Annotated in this window: 28 protein-coding genes; 24 read left to right on the top strand and 4 right to left on the bottom strand. The window is 57.3% G+C overall.

Annotated features, from left to right (window positions below):
• Nucleotides 1-103 precede the first annotated feature (103 nt).
• The 9 genes from B5E43_RS06990 to B5E43_RS06950 all read left to right on the top strand — a co-directional run bounded on the left by B5E43_RS06990 (nt 104) and on the right by B5E43_RS06950 (nt 5,381).
• Nucleotides 104-1,015, top strand: a complete 912-nt coding sequence (locus B5E43_RS06990; RefSeq protein ID WP_242964750.1) for a stage III sporulation protein AB — start codon at nt 104-106, stop codon at nt 1,013-1,015.
• On the top strand, nt 1,016-1,525 hold the full coding sequence (locus tag B5E43_RS06985) for a stage III sporulation protein AB (protein WP_087394962.1): 510 nt from the start codon (nt 1,016-1,018) through the stop codon (nt 1,523-1,525). It begins immediately after the preceding gene.
• Nucleotides 1,526-1,564: 39 nt separating this feature from the next.
• A complete protein-coding gene (gene spoIIIAC, locus B5E43_RS06980) occupies nt 1,565-1,759 on the top strand; it encodes a stage III sporulation protein AC (protein WP_087394960.1) in 195 nt (64 codons plus the stop codon).
• Complete coding sequence (locus B5E43_RS06975; protein ID WP_087394957.1) at nt 1,759-2,148, top strand: SpoIIIAC/SpoIIIAD family protein; 390 nt, start codon at nt 1,759-1,761, stop codon at nt 2,146-2,148. Before spoIIIAC ends, B5E43_RS06975 begins: the two co-directional genes overlap by 1 nt.
• Complete coding sequence (locus tag B5E43_RS06970) at nt 2,145-3,215, top strand: stage III sporulation protein AE (RefSeq protein WP_087394955.1); 1,071 nt, start codon at nt 2,145-2,147, stop codon at nt 3,213-3,215. The genes B5E43_RS06975 and B5E43_RS06970 overlap by 4 nt, the downstream gene beginning before the upstream one ends.
• A complete protein-coding gene (locus B5E43_RS06965; protein ID WP_087394954.1) occupies nt 3,212-3,703 on the top strand; it encodes a hypothetical protein in 492 nt (163 codons plus the stop codon). Before B5E43_RS06970 ends, B5E43_RS06965 begins: the two co-directional genes overlap by 4 nt.
• Nucleotides 3,700-4,218: a hypothetical protein gene (locus tag B5E43_RS06960; protein WP_087394952.1), complete on the top strand. Its 519-nt coding sequence runs from the start codon at nt 3,700-3,702 to the stop codon at nt 4,216-4,218. Before B5E43_RS06965 ends, B5E43_RS06960 begins: the two co-directional genes overlap by 4 nt.
• Before the next feature lie 27 nt (nt 4,219-4,245).
• Nucleotides 4,246-4,890 (top strand): SpoIIIAH-like family protein, encoded by a 645-nt coding sequence (locus B5E43_RS06955; protein WP_087394950.1) that lies wholly within the window; start codon nt 4,246-4,248, stop codon nt 4,888-4,890.
• Nucleotides 4,891-5,006: 116 nt separating this feature from the next.
• On the top strand, nt 5,007-5,381 hold the full coding sequence (locus B5E43_RS06950; RefSeq protein ID WP_087394948.1) for an Asp23/Gls24 family envelope stress response protein: 375 nt from the start codon (nt 5,007-5,009) through the stop codon (nt 5,379-5,381).
• 112 nt (nt 5,382-5,493) lie between these two features.
• Here the strand turns inward: B5E43_RS06950 and tsf are convergent, their stop codons facing one another.
• Together tsf and rpsB are read right to left on the bottom strand one after the other, a co-directional pair.
• The gene (gene tsf / locus B5E43_RS06945) at nt 5,494-6,414 is read right to left on the bottom strand and encodes a translation elongation factor Ts (protein WP_087394947.1); all 921 of its coding nucleotides are present in this window, start codon (nt 6,412-6,414) and stop codon (nt 5,494-5,496) included.
• Nucleotides 6,415-6,528: 114 nt separating this feature from the next.
• Complete coding sequence (gene rpsB, locus B5E43_RS06940; RefSeq protein ID WP_087394946.1) at nt 6,529-7,257, bottom strand: 30S ribosomal protein S2; 729 nt, start codon at nt 7,255-7,257, stop codon at nt 6,529-6,531.
• A gap of 292 nt (nt 7,258-7,549) precedes the next feature.
• Between rpsB and rpmE the strand changes: the two genes are divergently transcribed.
• From rpmE to B5E43_RS06915, 5 genes are all read left to right on the top strand, one after another.
• On the top strand, nt 7,550-7,753 hold the full coding sequence (rpmE, locus tag B5E43_RS06935) for a 50S ribosomal protein L31 (protein ID WP_087394944.1): 204 nt from the start codon (nt 7,550-7,552) through the stop codon (nt 7,751-7,753).
• A 142-nt stretch (nt 7,754-7,895) separates the two neighbouring features.
• On the top strand, nt 7,896-8,396 hold the full coding sequence (locus tag B5E43_RS06930) for a flavin reductase (protein WP_087394942.1): 501 nt from the start codon (nt 7,896-7,898) through the stop codon (nt 8,394-8,396).
• 25 nt (nt 8,397-8,421) lie between these two features.
• The gene (gene hflX / locus B5E43_RS06925) at nt 8,422-9,711 is read left to right on the top strand and encodes a GTPase HflX (RefSeq protein ID WP_087394941.1); all 1,290 of its coding nucleotides are present in this window, start codon (nt 8,422-8,424) and stop codon (nt 9,709-9,711) included.
• Between the two features lies 1 nt (nt 9,712).
• A complete protein-coding gene (locus B5E43_RS06920; protein ID WP_087394939.1) occupies nt 9,713-10,249 on the top strand; it encodes a GNAT family N-acetyltransferase in 537 nt (178 codons plus the stop codon).
• Nucleotides 10,250-10,264: 15 nt separating this feature from the next.
• Nucleotides 10,265-10,906 carry a YigZ family protein gene (locus B5E43_RS06915; RefSeq protein WP_087394937.1) on the top strand — a complete coding sequence of 214 codons (642 nt, stop codon included), beginning with the start codon at nt 10,265-10,267 and terminating at the stop codon, nt 10,904-10,906.
• 96 nt (nt 10,907-11,002) lie between these two features.
• Here the strand turns inward: B5E43_RS06915 and rpmB are convergent, their stop codons facing one another.
• On the bottom strand, nt 11,003-11,191 hold the full coding sequence (rpmB, locus tag B5E43_RS06910; RefSeq protein WP_087288054.1) for a 50S ribosomal protein L28: 189 nt from the start codon (nt 11,189-11,191) through the stop codon (nt 11,003-11,005).
• 233 nt (nt 11,192-11,424) lie between these two features.
• Here rpmB and hprK point away from each other — a divergent pair, with 233 nt between their 5' ends.
• The 9 genes from hprK to B5E43_RS06865 all read left to right on the top strand — a co-directional run bounded on the left by hprK (nt 11,425) and on the right by B5E43_RS06865 (nt 21,822).
• Nucleotides 11,425-12,381 (top strand): HPr(Ser) kinase/phosphatase, encoded by a 957-nt coding sequence (hprK, locus tag B5E43_RS06905; RefSeq protein ID WP_242964749.1) that lies wholly within the window; start codon nt 11,425-11,427, stop codon nt 12,379-12,381.
• Between the two features lie 2 nt (nt 12,382-12,383).
• Nucleotides 12,384-13,334 carry an ROK family protein gene (locus B5E43_RS06900; RefSeq protein WP_087394935.1) on the top strand — a complete coding sequence of 317 codons (951 nt, stop codon included), beginning with the start codon at nt 12,384-12,386 and terminating at the stop codon, nt 13,332-13,334.
• 128 nt (nt 13,335-13,462) lie between these two features.
• Complete coding sequence (gene murB / locus B5E43_RS06895) at nt 13,463-14,368, top strand: UDP-N-acetylmuramate dehydrogenase (RefSeq protein ID WP_087394933.1); 906 nt, start codon at nt 13,463-13,465, stop codon at nt 14,366-14,368.
• 58 nt (nt 14,369-14,426) lie between these two features.
• Entirely contained in the window at nt 14,427-15,290 is an 864-nt protein-coding gene (rapZ, locus tag B5E43_RS06890) for an RNase adapter RapZ (RefSeq protein WP_087394932.1), read from the top strand.
• A gap of 27 nt (nt 15,291-15,317) precedes the next feature.
• Nucleotides 15,318-16,364: a gluconeogenesis factor YvcK family protein gene (locus tag B5E43_RS06885; protein ID WP_242964748.1), complete on the top strand. Its 1,047-nt coding sequence runs from the start codon at nt 15,318-15,320 to the stop codon at nt 16,362-16,364.
• Nucleotides 16,365-16,366: 2 nt separating this feature from the next.
• Nucleotides 16,367-17,287 carry a DNA-binding protein WhiA gene (gene whiA / locus B5E43_RS06880; protein WP_087394930.1) on the top strand — a complete coding sequence of 307 codons (921 nt, stop codon included), beginning with the start codon at nt 16,367-16,369 and terminating at the stop codon, nt 17,285-17,287.
• The gene (locus B5E43_RS06875; protein ID WP_087394928.1) at nt 17,262-17,738 is read left to right on the top strand and encodes a hypothetical protein; all 477 of its coding nucleotides are present in this window, start codon (nt 17,262-17,264) and stop codon (nt 17,736-17,738) included. Before whiA ends, B5E43_RS06875 begins: the two co-directional genes overlap by 26 nt.
• A gap of 33 nt (nt 17,739-17,771) precedes the next feature.
• The gene (locus B5E43_RS06870; protein WP_087394926.1) at nt 17,772-18,263 is read left to right on the top strand and encodes a GNAT family N-acetyltransferase; all 492 of its coding nucleotides are present in this window, start codon (nt 17,772-17,774) and stop codon (nt 18,261-18,263) included.
• Nucleotides 18,264-18,345: 82 nt separating this feature from the next.
• The gene (locus B5E43_RS06865; protein WP_087394924.1) at nt 18,346-21,822 is read left to right on the top strand and encodes a DNA polymerase III subunit alpha; all 3,477 of its coding nucleotides are present in this window, start codon (nt 18,346-18,348) and stop codon (nt 21,820-21,822) included.
• Nucleotides 21,823-21,876: 54 nt separating this feature from the next.
• Here the strand turns inward: B5E43_RS06865 and B5E43_RS06860 are convergent, their stop codons facing one another.
• Nucleotides 21,877-22,383 (bottom strand): ECF transporter S component, encoded by a 507-nt coding sequence (locus tag B5E43_RS06860; RefSeq protein WP_087394919.1) that lies wholly within the window; start codon nt 22,381-22,383, stop codon nt 21,877-21,879.
• A gap of 139 nt (nt 22,384-22,522) precedes the next feature.
• Here B5E43_RS06860 and B5E43_RS06855 point away from each other — a divergent pair, with 139 nt between their 5' ends.
• Nucleotides 22,523-23,917, top strand: a complete 1,395-nt coding sequence (locus B5E43_RS06855; RefSeq protein ID WP_087394917.1) for a PLP-dependent aminotransferase family protein — start codon at nt 22,523-22,525, stop codon at nt 23,915-23,917.
• Nucleotide 23,918: the final 1 nt, after the last annotated feature.

Raw genomic sequence — 23,918 nt, 5'->3', positions numbered from 1 at the left:
TATGCGGTCCCGGGCTCTTTTGAAAAAACAGACCAAAGCAGAACAGAACTGTCATATCCCCCATACCACGCTCATAGGATAGGGCAAAGGTAGGTGGACAGGCATGGAAGAACAAATGAGAGTCCAGGCATATCAGCAGGCAGCTGGAGCGCTGCCCTTATCACTGCGCCAGCGGGCGCTGGCCATATCCCTGCAGCGGCAGGCTCAGGTAGAGGAACTCCGACTGCGGGTAGGCAGACCCATGACAGTCGTTGTGTCCGGGCAGGAATATCCCCTGAGTGGAGGGAATGTGGAGGGGCGGGAGCTGGAACAGGTGGTTGAGATCGCCAGCCGAGCCTCCCTCCATGCGGTTCTGGACCAGGTGCGCAGAGGATATTTAACTATGGCCGGAGGGCACCGGATTGGGTTATGTGGCACGGCGGTTATGCGGGATGGGAATATTCACAGCCTCAGCCGCTTGTCGTCGCTCAATATACGGGTAGCCTGTCAGGTTCGGGGTGCTGCGGACCCAGTTATGGCCGCCGTATGTCCCGACGGACGGCTGGTCAGCACCCTGATCTTGGCTCCACCTGGGCTGGGAAAAACCACCCTGCTACGGGATCTCATCCGCCAGGTGTCGGACGGGGAGCACTGCACGGCCATGCGGGTGGCGGTAGCCGATGAGCGGGGAGAGGTAGCGGGTCTGTATCAGGGGAGGGCACAGCTGGATGTAGGCGCTCACACAGATGTGCTGGAGGGCTGTCCCAAAGCCCAGGGGCTTATGCTGCTGCTGCGCGCCATGAATCCCCAAGTGCTGGCGGCAGATGAGATTACCGCTCCCGAGGACGTGGCAGCGCTGCGCGCGGCAATGGGGTGCGGCGTAGTCCTGTTGGCCACGGCCCACGGGGAGTCGCGGGGGGATCTGGAGCGCCGGATGCTGTACCGTCCTATTTTGGAAGAAGGACTGTTCCAGCGTCTGGTGCGGATCCGCCAGGAAAACACACGCAGGTACTACTATATTGAGGAGCTGGATTAAATGTGGAAGCTGTTGGGCGCAATTCTGCTGGCCTCCGGCTGTGGGTGGATAGGGTTCCAGGCGTCTGCCGAGCTGGGCAGGCGGGTGCGAGCCTTACAGGCAATGACACAGGGCCTTGGCCTGTTGGAGCAGGAGCTGGAGTTGGACAGCCCTCCGCTTCCTCAGCTGATGGAGCGGCTAGCACAGCGAAGCCGGGAACCGGCGCGGACATTATTTCAGGGATGCGGAGAGGCGCTGGAGCGGCTGGAGTGGGAGGATTTTTCCCAAAGCTGGCGACGTCTGGTGGAGGGGCTGGAGGTCCTGGGGGAGGAGGACGCGATGTGTCTGCTTCCCCTGGGCGACACCTTGGGACGGTGCGATTGGGAGGAGCAAAAGCGGGTAGTGAGCGGTGTGCGGCACGAGTTATCCCAGCTGCTGCTGCAGGCTCAGCAGCTGCGGCGCAGCCAAGGCAGGGTGTACCAGGCATTGGGGCTGTCTGGAGGCGCTTTTTTTGTGATTTTGCTGTTATGAGAACAGTGGAGAGAAGGAGTACGAAAGAGAGGGCTTTCCATGGATGTGGATTTAATTTTTAAAATAGCCGCCATTGGGATTCTGGTGGCAGTGCTCAACCAGGTGCTCAGCCGGGCGGGGCGGGACGAACAGGCGATGATGACCACGCTTACCGGTCTGGTTGTGGTGCTGATGATGGTGGTGCAGGAGATTGCCAGTCTGTTTGACATGGTAAAGACGCTGTTTCATCTGTGATGGAAACCATGGTGAAAATTGCCGCGGTTGGCGTTACAGCGGCGGTGTTGGGAACGGTGCTGCGAAAGAGTGCGCCGGAAATCAGCCTGCTTCTGGCCCTGGCAGCCGGGCTGTGGATGCTGGGTATGGTAGCGGACGGTTTGGGAGGCGTGGCCCAGCTGATGGAGGAGCTGACCGGACAGGCAGGGCTGTCCGAGGAGCTGTTGGAGCCGGTGGCAAAGACGGTGGCCATCTCCATTTTGACGCGGGTAACGTCAGAGATCTGTCGCTCGGCAGGGGAGAGCGGTACTGCCGCCTTTGTGGAGACGGCGGGGACCTTGGCAGCCTTACTGGTGGCTCTGCCCTTGATCCGGGCGGTCACGGTGCTGATAGCGGAGATGTTGGGATGAGAAAAATATGGATCAGTTTCATTCTGCTGGCTGCATGTGTGGTTCCCTGCCACGGGGCGGAGCCGATGTCAGTCCCCGGGCTGGACGAGCTGTGGGAGCAGACGGAGTCCTACGGCGTGGAGGAGGGGGCCGATCTGGAACAGGGGATGGGACACCTGTTGAGCGACGCGGCAGAGCAGCTTGGGGAGTTGGGGAAATCCAGTCTGGCGGCCGGTTTAAAACTGCTGGCGGTGGTCCTGCTGTGCTCCCTGGCGGAGGGGGCGGCGGGGCAGGAAAAGAGAGAGGGCCTACAGGCCGTGGAGCTGGCAGGCGCTTTGGCCATTACCGCGCTGACCATGACGGATATGGCAGCAATGATTGGGCTGGGGCGGGAGACGATTGGGAAGATGGAGGTATTTTCCCAGTCCATTCTCCCAGTCATGGCGGTACTGACAGCGGCCACTGGGAGTGTGACCGGGGCGGCGGTACGCCAGGGGGCGACCGTTTTATTTTCCCAGCTTCTTATTATGGTTTTGGACAAGCTGATCATCCCATTGGTATACGGCTATGTGGCCGTCAGCTGCGCCTATGCCGCTGTGGACAATCCGGGGCTGGGGAAGCTGGCGGGAGTATTAAAAGGGATTGCCGCCTTTTTGTTGACTGCGCTGCTGGTTGTGTTTGTAGGCTATCTAACTGCCACCGGAGCGGTGGCGGGAAGTGTGGATGCCTCGGCAATTAAAGCGGCGAAGCTGGCCATCTCCCGGGCGATTCCGGTAGTGGGCGGGGTGTTGGCGGATGCCTCTGAGACGGTTCTGGCGGGGGCCGGAGCGCTGAAGGGGACCGTGGGAGTGGCGGGGATGCTGGTGGTTTTGGCCATTTGCCTGTCCCCCTTTCTCCAGTTGGGGCTACAGTATTTAGTTTATAAAGGAGCGGCTGTCCTTTGTGCGACGGTGGCACAGCCCCGGCTCAGCCGTCTCATTAATGCCATCGGCGGAGCGTTTGGAATCGTCCTTGGCATGACGGGGGCGTCGGCTTTGGTGCTCTTGGTCAGCATTGTATCCGCTCTGACAGCGGCGGTGCCCGGATGAGCGGGGCCCAGGAATGGCTGCTGGGCATTTTAGCAGCTTGTATTCTCTGTTCCGTAGCGGAGAGTCTGATGCCCTCCGGGCCGGTGAAACGGGTAGGAAAGCTGGTGTGCGGCCTGGTTCTTTTATGTGCGCTGCTGGCAGGGACAGGGAAGCTGGACTGGTCGGAAAGCCAAAGATGGGCAGAGCAATGGAATGCTCAGCTGGAGCTGGAAAAACAGGACTTGGAAAATCAGGTCAATGAGGAGATGAAAGTCATCATAGAAGAGAAGTTTGAGGCATATATTGTGGACAAGGCGGCGGAAATGGGGCTGGTCTGTACTCCACGGGTGTCCTGTCGGATGGAGGGGGAGCTGTGGGTGCCGGAAGAAATTCGGGTAACCGGAACATTCAGCGCCCAAGAGCGGGCACAGCTGGAGCAGTGCTTGCAGGAGGAACTGGGTGTTTCTCCTGAGCGGCAGGTCTACGAAGGAGAGGAGGGGACGCCGTGAAAAAAGGCTGGACCGGACAGTTGGCTGCGTGGAGGGGGGCGCTGGAGAAGTATAAATATGTGCTTCTGGTGATGGCGGCAGGTGCCGTACTGCTGTTGCTTCCGTTGGGGAGTGCTGGCGGAGAGCAGGAGAATCCGGGAACAGCAGCCGGGACAACACAGGAGTTTGATTTAGCGGCATTTGAGGGAAAGCTGGAGCAGGCTCTGTCCCAGGTGCAGGGGGCGGGGAGTGTGAAAGTGGTGCTGTCCATCCAAACTGGACAGCGGCAAATTCTGGCAGAGGACCAGGAGCAGGATGCGGACGGGGCTTATAATACAGCTACCGTTACCCTGGGACGGGGCTCAGGCAATCAGGAGGTAGTTCCGCTACAGACGGTAGCACCTCAATTTCGGGGAGCCCTTGTGGTATGTCCCGGGGGAGGGGACCCAAAGGTGCGTTTGGATCTGGCCCAGGCAGTTGCGGCTCTGACCGGACTGGGCGCGGATCGAATCACCATTTGTCAGGGAAATACGTAATGTCAATATCGTAGGAGGAATGAAGTTATGAGAACGGGGAACAAGGGGACGAATTGGTCGCAGCTGTGGAAGCGCAACGCGGTGGTGGGAGCCATTGCTCTGTTCGTATGTGCGGCGGTGTATCTGAACTGGAACTATGAGCAGGAGGCCCAGGCGGGAAAGACGCTGGGCCAGTCCACCATGGTGGGCAGTGAGACGGAAGATCCCCTGCTCCAGAGCACAACAGGCTCGGGTGTTCCGGACGGCACTCAGGCTGATACGCAGACAGGGGCGCAGGGAGAGGCTCAGACCACCGCCGGAGCCGAGGCGGGGACAGGGAGCGACTACTTTGCCACCGCTCGTCTCAACCGTCAGCAGGCCAGAGACAGCGCCTTGTCCCTGCTCCAGGATGCCGCAGCCAGGGAGGATGCGGACGAGACTGTAAAAAATCAAGTCAACGATACTATTCAGACGATGGCCGACTACACAGTGACAGAGGCCCAGATTGAAAATCTGGTGGTGGCCAAGGGCTATACCGACTGTGTGGCGTTTATTGGGGAGGAAGCACTCAGCTTGGCAGTGGCTGCACCTGAGGGCGGATTGACTGAGGCGGATACAGCTAAGATTGTGGATGTGGTCCATCAGACGGCTGGCTTCACCGCGGATCAAATTAAAATCATTGAGGTGAACTAAACGGGTAGGGGAGAAGAACTTTTGGATCTGCGGTTGTCAAGGGGGAAGAAATGTGGTAGAATAACCACATGCAAAACTGTCCCGCGATACTGCGATCTTTAAGGAGCGTGGCAACCATGAGTGAAAACAAGGAATACGTCTCCCGCTCTGACGAGCTGGGCAATATCCATATTTCCGAAGAGGTGCTGGCGGCGATCTCTGCAGCCGCTGCCCTGGAGGTAGAGGGAGTCAGCAGCCTGGCCGCCAATCTGGGCAGCGACATCGCTGAGCTGTTAGGAAAGAAGAACCTGGCTAAGGGTGTTCGGGTGAAGATGGAGGACGACAAGGTGATTGTAGACCTGTCTGTTCTCATCTCCTATGGCCATACCATCCCGGAGATGGGTAAGGCTGTCCAGGAGGGGGTCAAGGCGGCCATTGAGTCCATGACTGGCCTGGAGGTCTCCAGCGTTAACGTGAATGTGGGGGGAATTACCTTCCCGCCTAAGGCGTAACAAACCTCGTTTTAACAGGGAACGTAAAACGGACGGCATTTTGCCGTCCGTTTTTTCATGGAAAAAAGAGGACCGGAGCTTTTGAACTCCGGTCCTCTCTGCGTCTCAGAACTTACTTGATCATGGAAGCGACCTCGGCTGCGAAGTCGTCCTCCTTCTTCTCAATGCCCTCACCGGTCTCAAAGCGGGTGTAGGCCTTGACGGAGATCTTGCCGCCCAGCTGCTTGGCAACCTCAGCGATGTGCTTCTCCACGGAGACCTTGTTCTCCTTAACGAAGGCCTGCTGGAGCAGGCAGTTCTCCTCGTAGTACTTGCCGATACGGCCCATAACCATCTTCTCAATGATGTTCTCGGGCTTGTTGGCGTTCTTGGGATCCTCCTTAGCCTGAGCCAGCAGGATCTCCTTCTCCTTGTCCAGGGTGGACTGGTCAACATTGGACTTGTCCAGGAAGGAGGGGTTCATAGCGGCGATCTGCATGGCAACATCCTTGCCCAGCTCCACAACCTTGGCAGCCTCGATGCCCTCAACCTCCAGGTTGACAAGCACGCCGATCTTGCCGCCCATGTGGATATAGGGGACGTTCACGCCCTGAGCATAGCGGACGAAGCGGCGGATCTGGATGTTCTCGCCGATGGCCAGCACCTTGTCAGCGGTGACGTCAGCCACGGTGCGGTCAGTGCCGGGGTAGGTGCAGGCCTTCAGAGCCTCCACGTCGGCGGGGTCCTTCTCAGCCACAACAGCGGCCAGAGACTTGACGAAGTCCTGGAAGACCTCATTCTTAGCCACGAAGTCGGTCTGGGAGTTGACCTCGATGATCACGCCCACGCCGTTGTCAGCCACGATGGCGTAGGACACGCCCTCAGCGGCCACCTTGCCGGCCTTCTTGGTCTGAGCGGCCAGGCCCTTCTCGCGCAGCCACTCAATGGCCTTGTCGATGTCGCCCTCGGCCTCGGTGAGGGCCTTCTTGCAGTCCATCATGCCAACGCCGGTCATCTCGCGCAGCTTCTGTACGTCCTTAGCGGTGATAGCCATAAAAATACCTCCATTTACTCTCAGCCGGTCCAGGACCGGCCGCTGAACTTAACAATAAGAACAGCGCCCGCCCGCGCGGGACGGGCGCTGCTGTAGACAAAAAGCGATGGGGTCTTACTCGGCGGCGGGAGCCTCAGCCTCAGCGGCGGGGGCCTCATCCTGACCCTGCTTGCCCTCCTGGATGGCGTTAGCCATGACAGAGGAGATCAGCTTGATGGCGCGGATGGCGTCGTCGTTGCCGGGGATGACGTAGTCGATCTCGTCGGGATCGCAGTTGGTGTCCACGATGGCCACGATGGGGATGTTCAGCTTGCGGGCCTCGTTGATGGCGTTGCGCTCCTTGCGGGGGTCAACCACGAACAGGGCGCCGGGGAGCTTCTTCATCTCAGTGACGCCGCCCAGGTACTTCTCCAGCTTGGCGATCTCACCCAGGTGCTTCATGACTTCCTTTTTGGGCAGCATGTCGAAGGTGCCGTCCTCCTGCATCTTCTTCAGCTGGTTCAGGCGCTCCACGCGGCCACGCATGGTCTTGAAGTTGGTGAGCATACCGCCCAGCCAGCGGGCGTTGACCCAGTACATGCCGACGCGGCCGGCCTCTTCCTTGATGGCCTCCTGAGCCTGCTTCTTGGTGCCCACGAAGAGGATGGTCTCACCCTTCTCGCCCAGCTCGCGGACGAAGTTATAGGCCTCTTCCAGCTTCTTCACGGTCTTCTGCAGGTCGATGATATAGATACCGTTGCGCTCGGTATAGATGTAGGTGGCCATCTTGGGGTTCCACCGACGGGTCTGGTGGCCGAAGTGAACGCCGGCCTCCAGCAGCTGCTTCATAGATACGACTGCCATTGCTTGTTTCCTCCTATTTTTCAGTTAAACTTTCTGGGGGCATCATATTCCCCGCCAACCAGGAAAGAAATCCCCGGCACCGGGCGGAAAATCCGCACTCCCACGCATAATGCTCTGGTATTTTATCATAGCTTTCCCTGTATTGCAAGACTTTTTTCCTCTTTTAAAGGAAAATATAGGGAAATAGGGAGAGAAGTTTTTTCAAAAAGGTGTTGCTTTTCTGAAAAAACTATGGTATTATAACTGATGCGTTTATGAAACGATCCTCCAAAGAGAAAGAGGTGAACATACAATGAAGGAAGGCCTCCATCCCAACTATCAGCAGACCACGATTCGGTGCGCCTGCGGCAACGTGATCGAGACTGGCTCCACCAAGCAGGATATCCGCGTAGAAGTGTGCTCTAAGTGTCACCCCTTCTACACCGGCAAGCAGAAAATGGTGGATACCGGTGGCCGTGTCAGCCGCTTCAACAAGAAGTTTGGCCTGGACAAGTAAGATCGTGCCTATAAAAGCCGCGCCGAGTAATCGGTGCGGCTTTTTGTAGTATTTTGCGCCCTTACAGTCGCACAAACCCTGGTTCCCCGGTAATCAGCCGGGCCTTCAGGTCCCGGCAAATAATATTTAAGGAGGAAACCACATGTTTAAGCGTATTGACCCCAAGCAGCTGCAGGAAAACGTATTTTCCCTCATCGGAGATAAGTGGATGTTGATTACAGCCGGCACGAAGGAGCAGTGCAACACTATGACTGCCTCTTGGGGCGGAGTGGGCGTCATTTGGGGCGCGCCTGCGGCCACCTGCTATATCCGGCCGCAGCGGTATACTAAGGAATTTATTGACCGGGAGGAGTACTTCACTCTGACCTTCTTTGGGGAAGAGTGGCGGAAGGCTCTGTCTCTGTGCGGTTCTAAAAGCGGCCGGGATGTGGATAAGATCAAAGAGTGCGGATTTACTGTCCAGACGGCGGAGTGCGGAGCCCCCTATTTTGAGCAGGCAGAGCTGGTACTGGTGTGCCGGAAGCGTTTTGCCCAGCCCATGGATCCTGCCAACATGCCGGAGGATGTGAAGGAGAAGTGGTATCCTCAGAAGGATTACCACACCATGTATATTGGAGAGATTGTGGAGGTTTTGACCAAGTGATCTCCCGATCTGTTAGGAGAACTGAATGACCGAACAGAATATAAAACAACAAATCAACCGCGCGGTGCTGGTGGGACTGAATGCCTTCAGCCTGGACCGGGATGAAAATGCCACTGAGGCCACCATGGAGGAACTTGCTGCTCTGCTGGAGACGGCAGGGGGGGAGAGCGTGGGGATGGTGCTGCAGTCCAAGGACAGCCCCGACCCCCGCACCTTCATTGGGGAGGGAAAGGTGGCCGAGGTCAAGGACCTGGTGAAAGCTATGGACGCGGATATGGTCATCTTTGACAACGCCCTCTCGCCCTCCCAGCAGCGGGTTCTCAGTGAAGAGCTGAAGGTCCAGGTTCTGGACCGCTCTGCCCTGATTCTGGACATTTTTGCCCAGCGGGCCCGGACCCGAGAGGGGCGGCTGCAAGTGGAGCTGGCCCAGTACAAGTATCTGCTGCCCCGGCTGCTGGGCATGTGGACCCACCTGGAGCGCCAGGAGGGCGCCATCGGCACCCGGGGACCTGGCGAGACCCAGTTGGAGACCGACCGCCGCCACATTCGCCGGAAAATTTCCAAGCTAGAAGCGGAGCTGAAGGAGGTCCGTCGGGTTCGGGCCACTCAGCGGGAGCGCCGGATCAAAAATGAAGTGCCGGTGGTAGCTATTGTGGGCTACACTAATGCGGGCAAGTCTACCTTATTAAATAAGCTGACCGGGGCGGACATTCCAGCCAACAACCGGCTCTTTGATACCCTGGACACCACCACTCGTACCCTGGAGATTTCCGACACCTGCACTGTGCTGCTGTCAGACACCGTAGGCTTTATCCGCAAGCTGCCCCACCACCTGGTGGAGGCTTTCAAAGCCACCCTGGAGGAGCTGTCTTTTGCCGATCTGCTGCTCCATGTGATTGACGCATCCAATGAGGAGTGGCGGGAGCAGGCGGCGGTGGTGGATCAGCTGATCCATGAGCTGGGAGCGGACCGGACCCCGCGCATTGAGGTGTACAACAAGTGCGACTGCTGGGACAGCGATATCCGTCCCCACGGAGAGGGACGAGTGTCCATTTCGGCCAAGACGGGGGAGGGATTGCCCGATCTGCTCAAGGCCATTGGACAGGTGCTGGACAACGGAGCCAAGCGTGTGACCATCCATCTGCCCTATGACAAAGGCGGCCTGCTGGACAAGCTGTACCAGGAGGCCAAGGTGGAAAAGGTGGACTACGCCCAGACCATCGACGTAGTGGCCGTCTGTACACCTAAAGTGATTGGTCAGCTGGGCGAGCTGGTGGAGGGCTGGAAGCCCCACCGGGAGCCCTGGGAGGAATGAGATGAACTTGGATACCCCCCGGCTGCTTCTGCGGCCCTTTGTACCCGAGGACAAAGGGGAACTGTACGACTACGCCAAGGACCCAAGGGTGGGGCCGGCGGCTGGGTGGTCTCCCCACAAAAGCCAGGCGGAGAGCCTGGAGATCATTCAAACGGTGTTTTCCGCCCCCAATGTATTTGCCGTGGTGGACCGGCAGTCCGGGCGGGTGATTGGTTCAGCCGGGTACACCGGCCGTCACCGTCCGGAATTTCCTGCCCCTGACGGGGAGATCGGCTATTCCCTGCACCCGGATTTTTGGGGGCGGGGTCTGATGGGGGAGGCGATGGAGGTGCTGCTCCGGCTGGGCTTTGAGGAGCTTGAGTTTGCGTCGGTGTGGTGCAGTCACTATACGGAAAACCACCGCTCCCGCCGTGTGATCGAAAAAAGCGGCCTGCGATTCCAGATGGAGGCCCTTGTTTTGGATGAGCCCACTGGAAAGGAAAAACCGGCCCGTTTTTATGTTATCACCAGGGAGGATTGGATGAGCCGCCGAGGCTAAGAAGGGATGTGTCCCATGACAGAATATTATATCCCCACCGGAAGCAGTCAGACTGAGCTGGTGGAAAAGCGCTCCCGTTTTATCGGCCAGGTCTGGCGCGTGGAAAGCGAGGAGGAGGCCCGGGCCCGGATCGAGGAGACCAAGAAGCGGTACTACGATGCCCGGCATAACTGTTGGTGTTATCTCATCCAGGACGGTCCGGTGCGTTACTCCGACGACGGGGAGCCCCAGGGAACAGCTGGCCAGCCCATGCTGGGGGTGTTCCAGAAAGAGGGGGTGGTCAACGTCTGCTGTGTGGTCACCCGGTATTTTGGAGGGATCCTGCTGGGAGCAGGCGGACTGGTCCGGGCCTATACCCAAAGCGCCAAGGACGCTCTGGACGCAGCTGGTATCTCTGTAGTGCGCCGGTGGGTGGCCCAGGAGGTGCCCTGTACCTACGCCCAGTTTGAGGGGATTCGCCGGGAGGTGGAGAGCTTCGGCGGAGTAGTGAAAGAAGTGGACTACGGCAGCGACGTCGTGCTCTCGGTTCTGCTGCCCGAGGAGCGGGCGGAGGCATTTGCCGCCCACGTACTGGACTACTCGGCGGGTACGGTGGAGGTGCTGACAGCAGGGGAGGCCTTTCAGGACGTTCCCTGGAAACCGGCAAAGACATCATAAGCTCAAAACCCACCGGTTTAGCCGGTGGGTTTTTCCTGAGAAAAGGAAAAACACCCTGTGTCTAAGACACAGGGTGTTTTTAGTTGCCATATTCCATTACACAGCGCGGGTGACCTTACCGGAACGGAGGCATCTGGTGCAGACGTACACGTGAGTGGGGGTGCCCTTCACGATCGCCTTCACGCGCTTCACATTGGGCTTCCAGGTGCGGTTGGAACGGCGGTGAGAGTGGGAAACCTGGATGCCGAAGGTGACGCCCTTGTCGCAGAATTCGCATTTGGCCATGTTGCTTACCTCCTCGCTATGAGAATCGCTTTCAAAAAAGCCTCGACTGATATGATAGCAGAAATCTTGTCGGAATGCAAGAACTTTTTTTATAATTTATAAATTGGGGAGAGAAAAAGAGGACTACTTTTGGCTTTGTCTTGCGAAACCTATGAAGTTCGTCTATACTAAGAAGTAATAGGAATGTTCCGCAGAAGGCTGGTGTGCCTAAGGCGGGGAAGGAAGGGATTGAAGTGACAGAAAGTCTGTACAGCGTCAAGCTGGGTGAGATCATTCGGGAGTTTAATCTGGAGGTGCTGTGTGCCGCACCCGACTATGAGAACGTGCCGCTGCGCACCGTGGACATCAATCGGCCCGGACTGCCTCTGACTGGTTTTTTTGAACATTTTGATACCAAACGTCTGTTACTAATCGGTTTGACGGAGCATACTTATCTGGAGGGACTGTCCAGTAAGGAGCGACGGGAACGGTTTGACCGGCTGTTGTCCTATCCGGTGCCCGCTGTGATTATTACCCGGGAGCTGGATGCCTACCCCGAGTGTCTGGACGCAGCCCGGGAGCACGGGCGGACGATTCTGCGCACCAAGGCCCAGACCTCCGCGTTTATGAGTGCGCTGATTGGCAGCCTATATAACCAACTGGCACCCCGAATTACCCGCTCTGGTGTGATGATGGAAATTTACGGTGAGGGCGTGCTGCTCCAGGGAGAATCCGGGGTAGGCAAGAGCGAAGTGGCCATTGAGCTCATTAAGCGCGGCCACCGGATCATTGCCGACGACGCGGTGGAGATCCGGGAGACCAACCATGGCACGCTGGAAGCCACGGCTCCTGAGCTCATCCGTCACTATATGGAGCTGCGGGGCATCGGTGTCATTGATGTCCGGCGCCTGTTTGGTATGGGAGCCATCAAAATTAAGCAGGAAATCCACCTGGTCATCCGGCTGGAGCCTTGGAACGATGAGGCGGTCTATGACCGTTTGGGTCTGGAATCTGCCCAGACAGAGATTCTAGGCGTCAAAGTGCCCTCCATCACCATTCCGGTCAAGCCCGGCCGGAATCTGGCCAGTATTGTGGAGGTGGCGGCGATGAACAACCGCAACCGGAAGATGGGCCACAACGCTGCCCTGGAGCTGACCCGGCGAATGGATGAACACTTTGAAAAAATGATGGGGAACGAAGGAGAAGCGTGACCATGTATTATATCGGCGTAGATGTAGGCGGAACCAACCTGGTAGCTGGCCTGGTGGACCGGGAGGGTACTATTTTAAATAAAGTGAGCCGTCCTGTGGACCGTTCCCACTCGGCCGAGCAGCTGTGTGATGAGGTTGCCCAGCTGGCACAGCAGGCCTGTGAGCAGGGAGGGAAGAGACCGGAGGAAATCCAGGCGGTAGGGGTAGGAATCCCGGGCCTAGTGGATAATAAAACCGGTGTGGTGGTCCAGACGGCCAACATGCCCTTCCGGGATACCCCCTTCCGTGCCCGCTTCCAGAGCAAGTGGAATGTTCCGGTTTATCTGGGCAACGATGCCAACTGTGCTGCCATCGGAGAATACTGGGCGGGGGCTGCAAAGGGCTGTAGTCCCGCGGTGGTGATTACCTTGGGAACCGGAATCGGAGGGGGCATGGTGGTGGATGGGAAGCTGTTCACCGGCTGCGCTAACTCCGGTATGGAGGTCGGTCACATGGTGATTTATCCAGGTGGCCAGCTGTGCGGCTGTGGAAACCGGGGCTGTTGGGAGCAGTACGGTTCTGCCACCGCTCTGATCCGCATGACGCGGGAGGAGATGGAACGGTGCCCGGACAGCCTGCTGTGGCAGATTTGCCAGGGAGACTTGGCCCAGGTCCAGGGGCGGACCCCATTCCAGGGGGCGGCCCAGGGGGACGAGGCGGCCAGACGGGTCCTGGAGCGGTACTGGGAGGGCCTGTCGCTGGGGCTGATTAATCTGGTCAATGTCCTCCAGCCCCAGGTTATCTGTCTAGGAGGCGGAATCAGCAATGCCGATGACGCCTGGCTGCTGGAGCCGGTGCGGGAGCGAGTTAAAAACGGCACCTATGACAAGAATACCCCGGTCCGTCTGGTGCGTGCGGCCCTGGGAAATGATGCAGGAGTGGTAGGGGCAGCATTGCTGTGCCATCTGCTGTAACTGGAAGGATGTAGAAAACAGAAGGCGGAGGACGGGTGCCTCCGCCTTCTGAATTTCCTATTCTATTTTCCCAAAAGTTTTGCTATAATCGTACCAAGTAATTCCGAAGTCAGAAAATGGAGGCCCTTATGGAGCGGATAGAGCAACTGAAACAGGTACTGTCCAACCGGTGTCCGGATCTGGACCTTCGGGCAAATGAGCCCATGTCCCGGTATACTTCCTTTCGAGTAGGAGGACCGGCCGCCCTAATGGCGCTGCCCAAGACCATACAGGAGGCGGCCGCGGCGGTGGAAACGGCCGCAGAGCTGGGTATTGAGCCCTTTTTTATGGGCAACGGCTCCAATCTGTTGGTGGCGGATGAGGGCGTGGACCGGTTTCTGATCCGCTCCACGCCCGGTTTGTGTGGTTGTCAGGCGAAAGGCACAACGCTGCTGGCGGACAGCGGTATTTCTCTGGCCCGTCTGGCCATGACTGCCCGGGACCTGGGGCTGACGGGATTGGAATTTGCCCATGGGATCCCTGGCTCTCTGGGAGGAGCGGTGACCATGAACGCGGGTGCCTATGGGGGAGAAATGGCCCAGGTGGTGCGGGAAGTTACCTGCCTGACCAAATCCGGCCAGGTGGAGCGGGTAGAGGAGTTTGACTTCGGATACCGCCACAGTGCCTTCTCCGACGGCAGCCGTATGATTCTTGGGGCCCGCCTGGAGCTGGAGAAGGGGGAAACGGAGTCTATCTCTGCCCGAATGGCGGAGTTGGCCCAGCAGCGCCAGTCTAAGCAGCCCCTGGAATATCCCAGTGCAGGCTCTATGTTTAAACGTCCAGCCGGCCACTTTGCCGGAGCCCTGATTCAGGAGTGCGGCCTGAAGGGCTTTACGGTTGGCGGTGCCCAGGTGTCAGAAAAGCACGCAGGGTTTGTCATCAACCGGGGAGGGGCCACCTGTGGGGACATACTGGCCTTGGTGGAGCAGGTAAAGGAGCGGGTATTTGCCCATACCGGTGTGATGCTGGAGATGGAGGTCAAGGTGCTGCGCTGATCGAACTGCCTTTTGGTGTAGAAAGAGAGAATATAGACCCAGGGAGAGGGAAGCAACCATGGAATTTGTGATCATTTCCGGCCTGTCTGGGGCAGGGAAGAGTAAGGCGGCCTCCATTATGGAGGATATGGACTTTTTTTGTGTAGACAATTTGCCTGCGCCGCTGATTCCCAAATTTGCAGAGTTGGGCATGGCGGGAGCGGGGGAATATGACCGGGTAGTGCTGGTCTCTGACATCCGCAGCGGGACAAAATTTGACAGTTTGTTTCGGGCACTGGATGATCTAAAAGCGATGAAATGCTCCTACCGCATCCTGTTTATGGAGGCATCTGACGGAGTGATCATCAAGCGCTATAAAGAGACCCGGCGTAGCCACCCCTTGGCGGAAGAGTGTGACAGCCTGGAGCAAGCCATCCAGATGGAGCGGGAGATGCTCGCCCCGTTGCGGGAACGGGCGGAATATATCATTGATACCAGTAATTTGTCCACCGCCAAGCTGAAGGGGGAGCTGCGCCGGCTGTTTGCCAAGGGAGGGTCCTCCGAGGGACGGATGGATGTGCGGGTGACCTCCTTTGGCTTTAAGCATGGGGTGCCAATGGAAGCAGATCTGGTGTTTGACGTGCGGTTTCTGCCCAATCCCTACTACGTACCGGAACTGCGTCCTCGAACCGGCCTGGATACCGGTGTGCGGGACTATGTATTTTCCAGTCCCCAGACAGAAGAGTTTTTAAAGCGGCTGACCGATTTTGTCTGCTGGCTGCTTCCGAAGTATGAGGAGGAGGGCAAGACCTCCTTGGTGATCGCCATTGGCTGTACCGGCGGACATCACCGCTCGGTGGCCATTGCCCACGATTTGACGGAACAGATTCGCCAGGGGGGGTGGCCGGTGGTGGAGAGCCACCGGGACCTGGGGCGGAATTGAGTGCAGTCTCCGTGAAAAGAAAGGAACATGTCTATGATGGAAAACCTCCCGAATCTCCAGCAGTGGGAGCGAGGGCCAAAAATTGTAGCCGTGGGTGGTGGAACGGGGCTTTCCACTATGCTGCGGGGATTGAAGAAATACACAAAAAATCTCACTGCCATCGTCACGGTAGCGGACGACGGGGGTGGGTCCGGCATGCTGCGCCGGGATATTGGAATGCCGCCCCCCGGCGATATTCGGCACTGTATGGAGGCGTTGGCCAATACAGAGCCTATTATGCAGCGCCTGCTGACGTATCGTTTCACAGAGGGTTCGCTGGCAGGGCAGTCCTTCGGCAATTTGATTTTGGCCGCTTTGAATGGGGTAACCGGTTCCTTTGAGGAGGCGGTCAGCCAAATGAGCCAAGTGCTGGCCATCACTGGCCGGGTCATTCCGGTGACCAGTGCTGATGTTCAGCTGGAGGCTGTGTTTGAAAATGGTACCCGAGTGGTTGGCGAGTCAAAAATCTACAGCTTTAAAAAGGAACAGGACTGCCGGATTGCCCGGGTGGCCCTGATCCCTCAGCGTCCCGCCCCTTTGCCTGCCGCTTTAGAAGCCATTGGGGAGGCCGATTTGATCGTTCTGGGACCGGGCAGTCTCTATACCAGCGTGATTCCCAACCTGTTGGTAGATGGAGTGGCTCAGGCCATTGCCCAGTCTCCAGCTCCCAAGATCTATGTGTGCAATATCATGACCCAGGAAGGGGAGACCGAGGGGTATACGGCCGCCGACCATTTGGAGGCCCTCCTAGACCATGGAGCGCCCGGAATGTTGGATTTGTGCCTGGCCAACTCCGCCCCCGTTCATCCGGGGCTGGTGGAGCGCTACCGGGAAGAGGATGCAGCCCCTCTGGTGGTGGACCGGGAACGGGTTACTGCCATGGGGCTGGAACTGGTAGAGCGTCCGGTGGCCTCTGAGGGCGGAAACTTTGCCCGCCATGATCCCGATAAGCTGGCGGCCACTCTGTTGGAGATCTACCGCCGCAGAGCGGTGCGGATTTTCCATGGAGAGCGCCGGTACATTTTGGAGGAATGACCATGTCCTTTGCCGGAGAAGTGAAAGCGGAGCTGTGTCGGGCTCCACATAGCCGAAAGTGTTGTGCTCAGGCGGAGTGTTATGGTATTTTCCTTTACAGCAATACCTTTTCTGCTGGGGAGGTGCGCATCATTACAGAGAGCGCAGCGTTTGCCCAGCGGCTCCCTCTAATATTAAAAAAGGCATTTAAACTCTCCTTTGACCGCGTGCCGGAGGGGGAAGGAAAGTACATCTTCTCCATCACCGATCCCCAAAAACTCTCCATCATCCAGCAGCTGTTCGGCGGAGACCCCAAAACGCCGGCCCTCCATATTAACTTTGGTATTGTGGAGGAATCCTGCTGCCGCACAGCCTTTCTGCGGGGGGCCTTTTTGGCGGGCGGGTCGGTGACGGACCCTCGAAAGGGCTACCACTTGGAGCTGGCTACCTCCCATCTCAGCGTCAGCCGGGAGATGCTGGCGCTGATGCGGGAGATGGAGCTGGAGCCAAAGGCGGCTCAGCGGAAGGGCAACGCAGTGATTTATTTTAAGCAGAGCGACCGCATCGAGGATTTCCTCACCTCCATTGGAGCACCTCTGGCGGCCATGGAGGTCATGAACGCCAAGCTGGAAAAGGATTTAAGAGGGAGCGTCAACCGCAGAGTCAATTGTGACGCCGCAAATTTGGACAAGGCGGTGGAGGCCGCCATGGTTCAGATGGAGGCCATTCGCAAGCTGGAGGAGCAGGGGCGGCTGGCCGCCCTACCGGAGAAGTTGCGGGAGACGGCCCGGCTGCGTCTGGAGCATCCTGAGGACACCTTATCCCAGTTGGCCCAGCAGTGTGACCCTCCCGTCACCAAGTCCGCCTTAAACCACCGACTGCGCAAGCTGGTGGAGCTGAGCCGAGAGGAGTGGGAGGATGGAGGAGCAAGGGAAAAGAACTGAGCCAGCTGTAGTGCTGCGGGTGTCCACGGAACGGCTAGTTGCCACCGCCCTTATTGCTGGCTTTGCCGGCCTGGTGCTGCTGCTTCTGGGAGTGGCGGCAGGCTGGTGGCCCATGTGCGCCGCAGGAGCAGGGGTGCTGCTTCTGGGAACTGCGTGGTGTGCCTACCACCGCAGATGCCAGGTCGCTTTTTATAATGACCGGGTGGTGGTCTCCACTCCCTTTTCCCAAGAGACACATCCCTACCAGGGCCTGAATTTCCTCCTCCGCCGCTCTTGGACAGTGACCTTCCGCCGGGGCGGGACGGCCACAGGGCTGGCCGGTACAGCTATCCAAATGTGCCGAGGGAAAAAGCCGGTGGTAACAGTGGCTGCTTCCCTGTGGAGTGGGAAGGAGCTGCGCCGTGCCATCGCCTTCCTGGAGGGTCTGCCCAACCCCAAGCGTTACCTGTAAAGACCGACCAAAGAAAGAAAAGGAGTTTATTCCATGGCTGTTTGTACCTTTCGTGCTGCTGTCCCTGGGGACGAGGGGTTAATCTTGTCCTTTATCCGCTCCCTGGCCGAGTATGAGCACATGTCTGACCAAGTGGTGGCGACCCCGGAGATTTTGCGGGAGTGGTTGTTTGAAAAGAAAAAGGCGGAGGTGATCTTCGCCGTGGATCGGGAAAGAGAGGTGGGAATGGCCCTCTTTTTCCATAATTTCTCCACCTTCCTTGGCCGGGCAGGCATCTACCTAGAGGATTTGCTGGTGTGGCCGGAGGAGAGAGGGAAGGGATATGGTAAGGCTTTGCTGAAGGAACTGGCCCGTATCACAGTGGAACGGGGCTGCGGAAGACTGGAGTGGTCCTGTCTGGACTGGAACAAGCCTTCCATCGATTTCTACACCAAACGGATGGAAGCTGTCCCCATGGATGAGTGGACAGTATATCGCCTAACGGGAGAGACCCTGGAACGGGCAGCGGAGCAGTCAGATGACTGAATAAAAGAAGAAAGTAAGCACGAACAGAATAGCCCACGGGTTGACATTCATTGGGGCACATCCAAGCTGGGGAGGAGCATCTATGTCCTTTGTCCATCTACATCTGCATACCGAGTTCTCCCTCCTGGACGGGGCCTGTCGCATCAAAAAGCTGGTGGAACGGGTCAAGGAGCTGGGCCAGGAGGCGGTAGCCATCACTGATCACGGGGTGATGTACGGAGTCATCGACTTCTACCGGGCCTGTAAAGCGGAAGGGATCAAGCCGATTATTGGCTGTGAGGTCTATGTGGCTCCCAGGGGCCGGACCCGCTTCCAAAAGGTCCATGAGTTTGACGCGGAATCCCGCCATCTGGTGCTGCTATGTCGGAATGAGGAGGGATACCGGAATCTGTCCTACATGGTATCCCAGGCCTTTCTGGAGGGCTTTTATATCAAGCCCCGCATTGACATGGATCTGCTGCGGGAGCACTGCGGCGGACTGATCGCCTGCTCTGCCTGCTTGGGGGGCGAGCTGCCCCGGTTGCTGATGGCAGGGGAATATGAACAGGCCAAGAGTGTGGCGCTGGAAATGCGGGAGCTGTTCGGGGAGGACGGTTACTACCTGGAGCTACAGGACCACGGCATTGCCGCCCAGAAACAGGTCAACGCTGGACTTGTGCGCATCCACGAGGAGACCGGAATACCCCTGATCGCCACCAACGACGCCCATTATCTGCGCCGGGAAGATGCAGAGATGCAGGACATTCTCATGTGCATCCAGACAGGAAAGCTGTTGGAAGACCCGGGGCGGATGAAGTTTGAGACCCAAGAGTTCTATGTCAAGTCGGAGGAGGAGATGGCCGCTCTTTTCCCCAACTACCCGGAGGCTTTGGAGAATACGGCCAAGATTGCCCAGCTATGTAATGTGGAGTTCCAGTTCGGCAAGTACCACCTGCCCCACTTTACGCTGCCGGAAGGGTATACCGACGGGGACGCCTATTTTGAGAAGCTGTGTATGGACGGCTTTGCCCGCCGCTATCCTGAGGGCAAAGAGGAGTACCGCAAGCAGCTTCGCTATGAGATGGACATGATTCGAAAGATGGGGTTTGTGGACTACTTCCTCATTGTGTCTGACTTCATCGCCTTTGCCAAAGGAAACGGCATCCCGGTCGGTCCGGGGCGTGGCTCTGCCGCAGGCTCTATGGTATCCTACTGTCTGAACATCACCGATGTGGAGCCTATGAAGTATAACCTCTACTTCGAACGGTTTCTCAACCCTGAGCGGGTGTCCATGCCCGATATTGACATTGACTTTTGCATCCGGAGGCGGCAAGAGGTTATTGATTATGTAAACCGAAAATACGGGGCAGACCATGTGGCCCAAATTGTTACCTTCGGCACCATGGCTGCCCGAGGGTCTGTGCGGGATGTGGGCCGGGTGCTCAATTTCCCCTATGCTGAGGTGGATGCGCTGGCCAAGCTGATTCCCAGCGGGCCGGGCAACCTTCATATCACCCTGGAGGAGTCGCTAAAGCTGTCCAAGCAGCTGAAGGATGCCTATGATGGGGACCCCCGCATTAAAAAGCTCATTGATACCGCCATGGCCATTGAGGGGATGCCCCGGAACACCTCAACCCACGCGGCGGGAGTGGTCATTACCAGCCGGCCGGTCTGTGACTACGTCCCTCTGGCTACCAATGACGGCCTGCCGGTCACGCAGTATATCATGACCACCCTGGAAGAGCTGGGACTGCTAAAAATGGACTTTTTGGGCCTGCGCAACCTGACCATTTTAGATGATGCGGTCAAGATGGTTCGTGGCAAGGAACCTAACTTTACATTGCATGATATTCCGGAGAATGACCCAGCTACTATGGCCATGTTGTCGGAGGGGCGCACCGCCGGGGTGTTCCAAATGGAATCCACCGGAATGACAGGAGTTTGTCTGGGACTCAAGCCTCAGAACATTGAAGATATCACCGCGATTATTGCTCTGTACCGTCCCGGCCCCATGGAATCCATTCCCCGTTTCATCGCCTGTAAGCAGAATCCAGACAAGATCACCTATAAGCATCCATCCCTGATCCCCATCCTGTCCAACACCTATGGCTGCATCGTCTACCAGGAGCAGGTGATTCAAATTTTCCAGCAGCTGGGCGGCTACTCTCTGGGACAGGCTGATATGGTGCGCCGTGCCATGTCCAAAAAGAAGGTCAAGGATATTGAACGGGAACGGGAGGCATTTCTCCACGGCGATCCCTCCCGCAATATTGCCGGGTGTGCCGCCAAAGGGATTCCGGAGAGCGTGGCCCAGAGCATCTACGATGAGATTTATGACTTTGCCAACTACGCCTTTAATAAGGCCCATGCGGTTTGTTACGCCATCGTGGCCTATCAGACTGCCTGGTTTAAGTGCCACCATCCCAAGGAGTATATGGCCGCCCTTCTTACATCGGTGCTGGATTCCACCGAAAAGGTGGCAGAATATATCGCCGAGTGCCGGAGCATGGGCATCCAGTTGCTGCCCCCTGACATCAATGAGTCGGACGCCGACTTCACGGTAGTGGGAGAAGGAATCCGATTTGGATTGGTTGCCCTGAAGGGCGTGGGCCGATCCTTTATAACCGGCCTGCTGTCAGAGCGTGAAAAGGGTGGAGCCTTTACAGGATTTATGGACTTCTGCGACCGGATGTTCGACCAGGACTTAAACCGGAGAGTAGTGGAAAGTCTCATCAAATCCGGAGCCTTTGACCGAATGGGCTGCCACCGGTCACAACTGATGCAGGTTTATGGTCAGGTATTGGATGGAATTGCCGCCAGCCGTAAGCGGAATGTGGAGGGCCAGTTGGACCTGTTCGGTTTTGGTGGGGGAGAGGAATCCCCAAGCCCCCTGCCAGCCCTCCATCTCCCCGACTTACCTGAGTACAGTCCTCAGGAGCTGATGAGTATGGAGAAGGAGACCACAGGCCTCTATCTCTCCGGCCATCCCATGGACCAATACCGGGAGGCAGCACGGCAGCGGGGGGCCGTGACCATCGGTTCCATTTTATCAGACTTTGACCGGGAGGAGGGGCCCCAGCAGTATCGGGATGAGCAGCGGGTCACCATAGCCGGCATGGTCACTACCTACCGGACCCGTACCACCCGGTCCAACACGCTAATGGCTTATGTCAACCTGGAAGACGACACTGGCGCCATGGAGCTGCTGTGCTTCTCCCGGGTACTGGATGAAAGCGGGAGCTATATTCGGGAAAACAGCGCGATTTTGGTCAGCGGAAAGATTTCGGTCCGGGATGAAAAGGAACCCCAGCTGATGGCAGATTCCATTCGTCCCCTCAATGACCTGGATGCAGAAGCGGTGGCAGCTGGAAGTCAGAAGCTGTATCTCCGTTTCCCTAACCGGGAGGACCCGCGTCTGCGAAAGGTTCGGCTGGCTCTGTCCTTTTTCCCGGGAGAGAGCCAGGCAATCTTGTATTTTGAGGATTGCAAAAAGCGAGTGGGAACCCGTTGTCAGCTTCACCCGTTGTTGATTGAGGATTTAAAGGAGCGGCTGGGAGAAGAAAATGTAGTGATTCAATAGGACAAGGAAAAAACGAGCTTCCCCGGTGGGGAAGCTCGTTTTTTTAGAATAGATTCAGATGTGTGCCAGAGCCCGGCTGCGGTTCAAGGCGGCGTACACGAGAGTAGCGGCAATCAGCCCAAAGATCGCCTGCACAATATTTCCCGGGATGGATGCAGCGGCCGCCCAGCCCTTTCCCAGCCATAAGCAGGCATAGGCAAAGTATCCAGTTACAAGGATGGCGCCGCTAACCACTCCGCTGAGTCCCTGAGCCAGTAGTAGGTTATGCTTGCGTAGCCCACGGAAGAGAAGGGCGGCTGCCACCGCCATAGTAAATTTGATCACCAGTGTGCCGGGGGCATAGTGGGCGTAGCCGAACAAATCTGCCAACATAGAGCCGATACCGGCAGCTGCTCCGCCATACAAGGGACCCAGAATCCAGGCGGAGAGCAGAACCGCGCAGTCCCCTAAGTTGACATACCCTTGCATTGGGGAGGGAATTTGAACCACGAGCGTCATGACGGTACACAAAGCTGCAAATAGCGCAGCCTGAACTAGCTTTTTGATTTTCTGATCGGCCATAGAGAGTACACTCCTTTTTGTTTCCAGGGTTTATTCCGAACATTTTTCTTGCTATTTTCCGTAGCTTGTATTTTAATATAATCTGGCATGAAAGAAAGGGCCAATTTGATATTATTTTATAAGACCAGATGGAGGGGCCATGCTGACTTATGATTTAACTGACCGGGGAAATTTGGCCCGGTATGATTATTTGTACCGCTGTATGAAAGAGGATATTCTGGCCGGACGAATCAAAGCGGGGGAAAAGCTGCCATCCAAGCGTGCGCTGGCAAAGCATTTGGAGGTGGCGGTGGTGACGGTGGAAAACGCTTACGCCCAGCTGACTGCGGAGGGATATTTGCGGTCGGAAGAGAAGAGAGGGTATTTTGTCAATCAGGTGCAACCGGAGCATCGGACAATCAACGGGGCGATTCCTCGCCCATCTCGTCGGGAGGAGGAGCGCCAGTGGCTGCTGGACTTGAAAGGGAGTGGAAGCGGGACGGAAGGCTTTCCCTTTTCGGTGTGGGCTAGGCTGATGCGTAGGGTGCTCAGCGAACAGGGGGAGGCTCTGCTGCGGTCCATGCCCCACAACGGGGTATCGGAACTTCGCCAGGCCATTGCCCGGCACGTGTATCAATACCGGGGAATTTCCGTTCTTCCGGAGCAGATCGTGGTGGGAGCAGGAACGGAGTATTTATATAATTTAATTGTTCAGCTATTGGGTCGGGAGCAGGTATATGGGGTGGAGGATCCCAGCTATTCCAAAGCGCCCCGTATCTACCAGCTCAACGGAGCATCCTGCCTCAGTATACCGGTGGATCAGCAAGGGGCGCAACCAGATGCGGTGGAACGGCAAGAGGTGGATGTGCTGCATATCTCTCCCAATCATCAGTTCCCCACAGGAGCGGTTATGCCTATTGCCCGGCGACAGATGCTCCTCTCCTGGGCGAGGGAGCAGGAAGGGCGCTATATCATCGAAGATGACTACGACAGTGAATTTCGGTTCACAGGACGCCCCATCCCTACCTTGCAAAGCATTGACCGGGGAGAGCGGGTCATCTATATGAACACCTTTTCCCGCTCTCTGGCTCCCTCTCTGCGGATCAGCTATATGGTGCTGCCCCACTCACTGCTGGAGCTTTATCAGCACCGTCTGGGCTTTTATGCCTGCACCGTCCCGGCGATGGAGCAGTACACCCTGGCTCATTTTTTAAATGAGGGGCATTTTGAGTCCCATGTCAACCGGATGCGAGTCTATTATCGGGGACGAAGGGACGCGGTTTTACAGACCATCCAGGAAAGCGCTCTGGGAAAACGATGCCAGATTCTGGGGGCGGACGCAGGGCTTCATTTTCTGCTGCGCTTGGATACCAAACTGGAGGATTGGGACTTGGAACAACAGGCAGCTGCCCAGGGGATCCGGTTGTCCTTCCTCTCTCACTATCAGCGGGAGCCGGAATCTGGCCTGCCCCATACGCTGGTGGTAAACTACCCTGGGGTGGACTTGGAAAATCTGGCCCCTGCGCTGGAGAGATTGGCCCGTTTAATGGGATAAA

Origin of the sequence: Flavonifractor sp. An100 (assembly GCF_002161175.1) — a bacterium.
In the GTDB taxonomy this organism is placed as follows: Bacteria; Bacillota; Clostridia; order Oscillospirales; family Oscillospiraceae; genus Lawsonibacter.
This window is presented reverse-complemented; position numbering and strand designations above follow the sequence as displayed.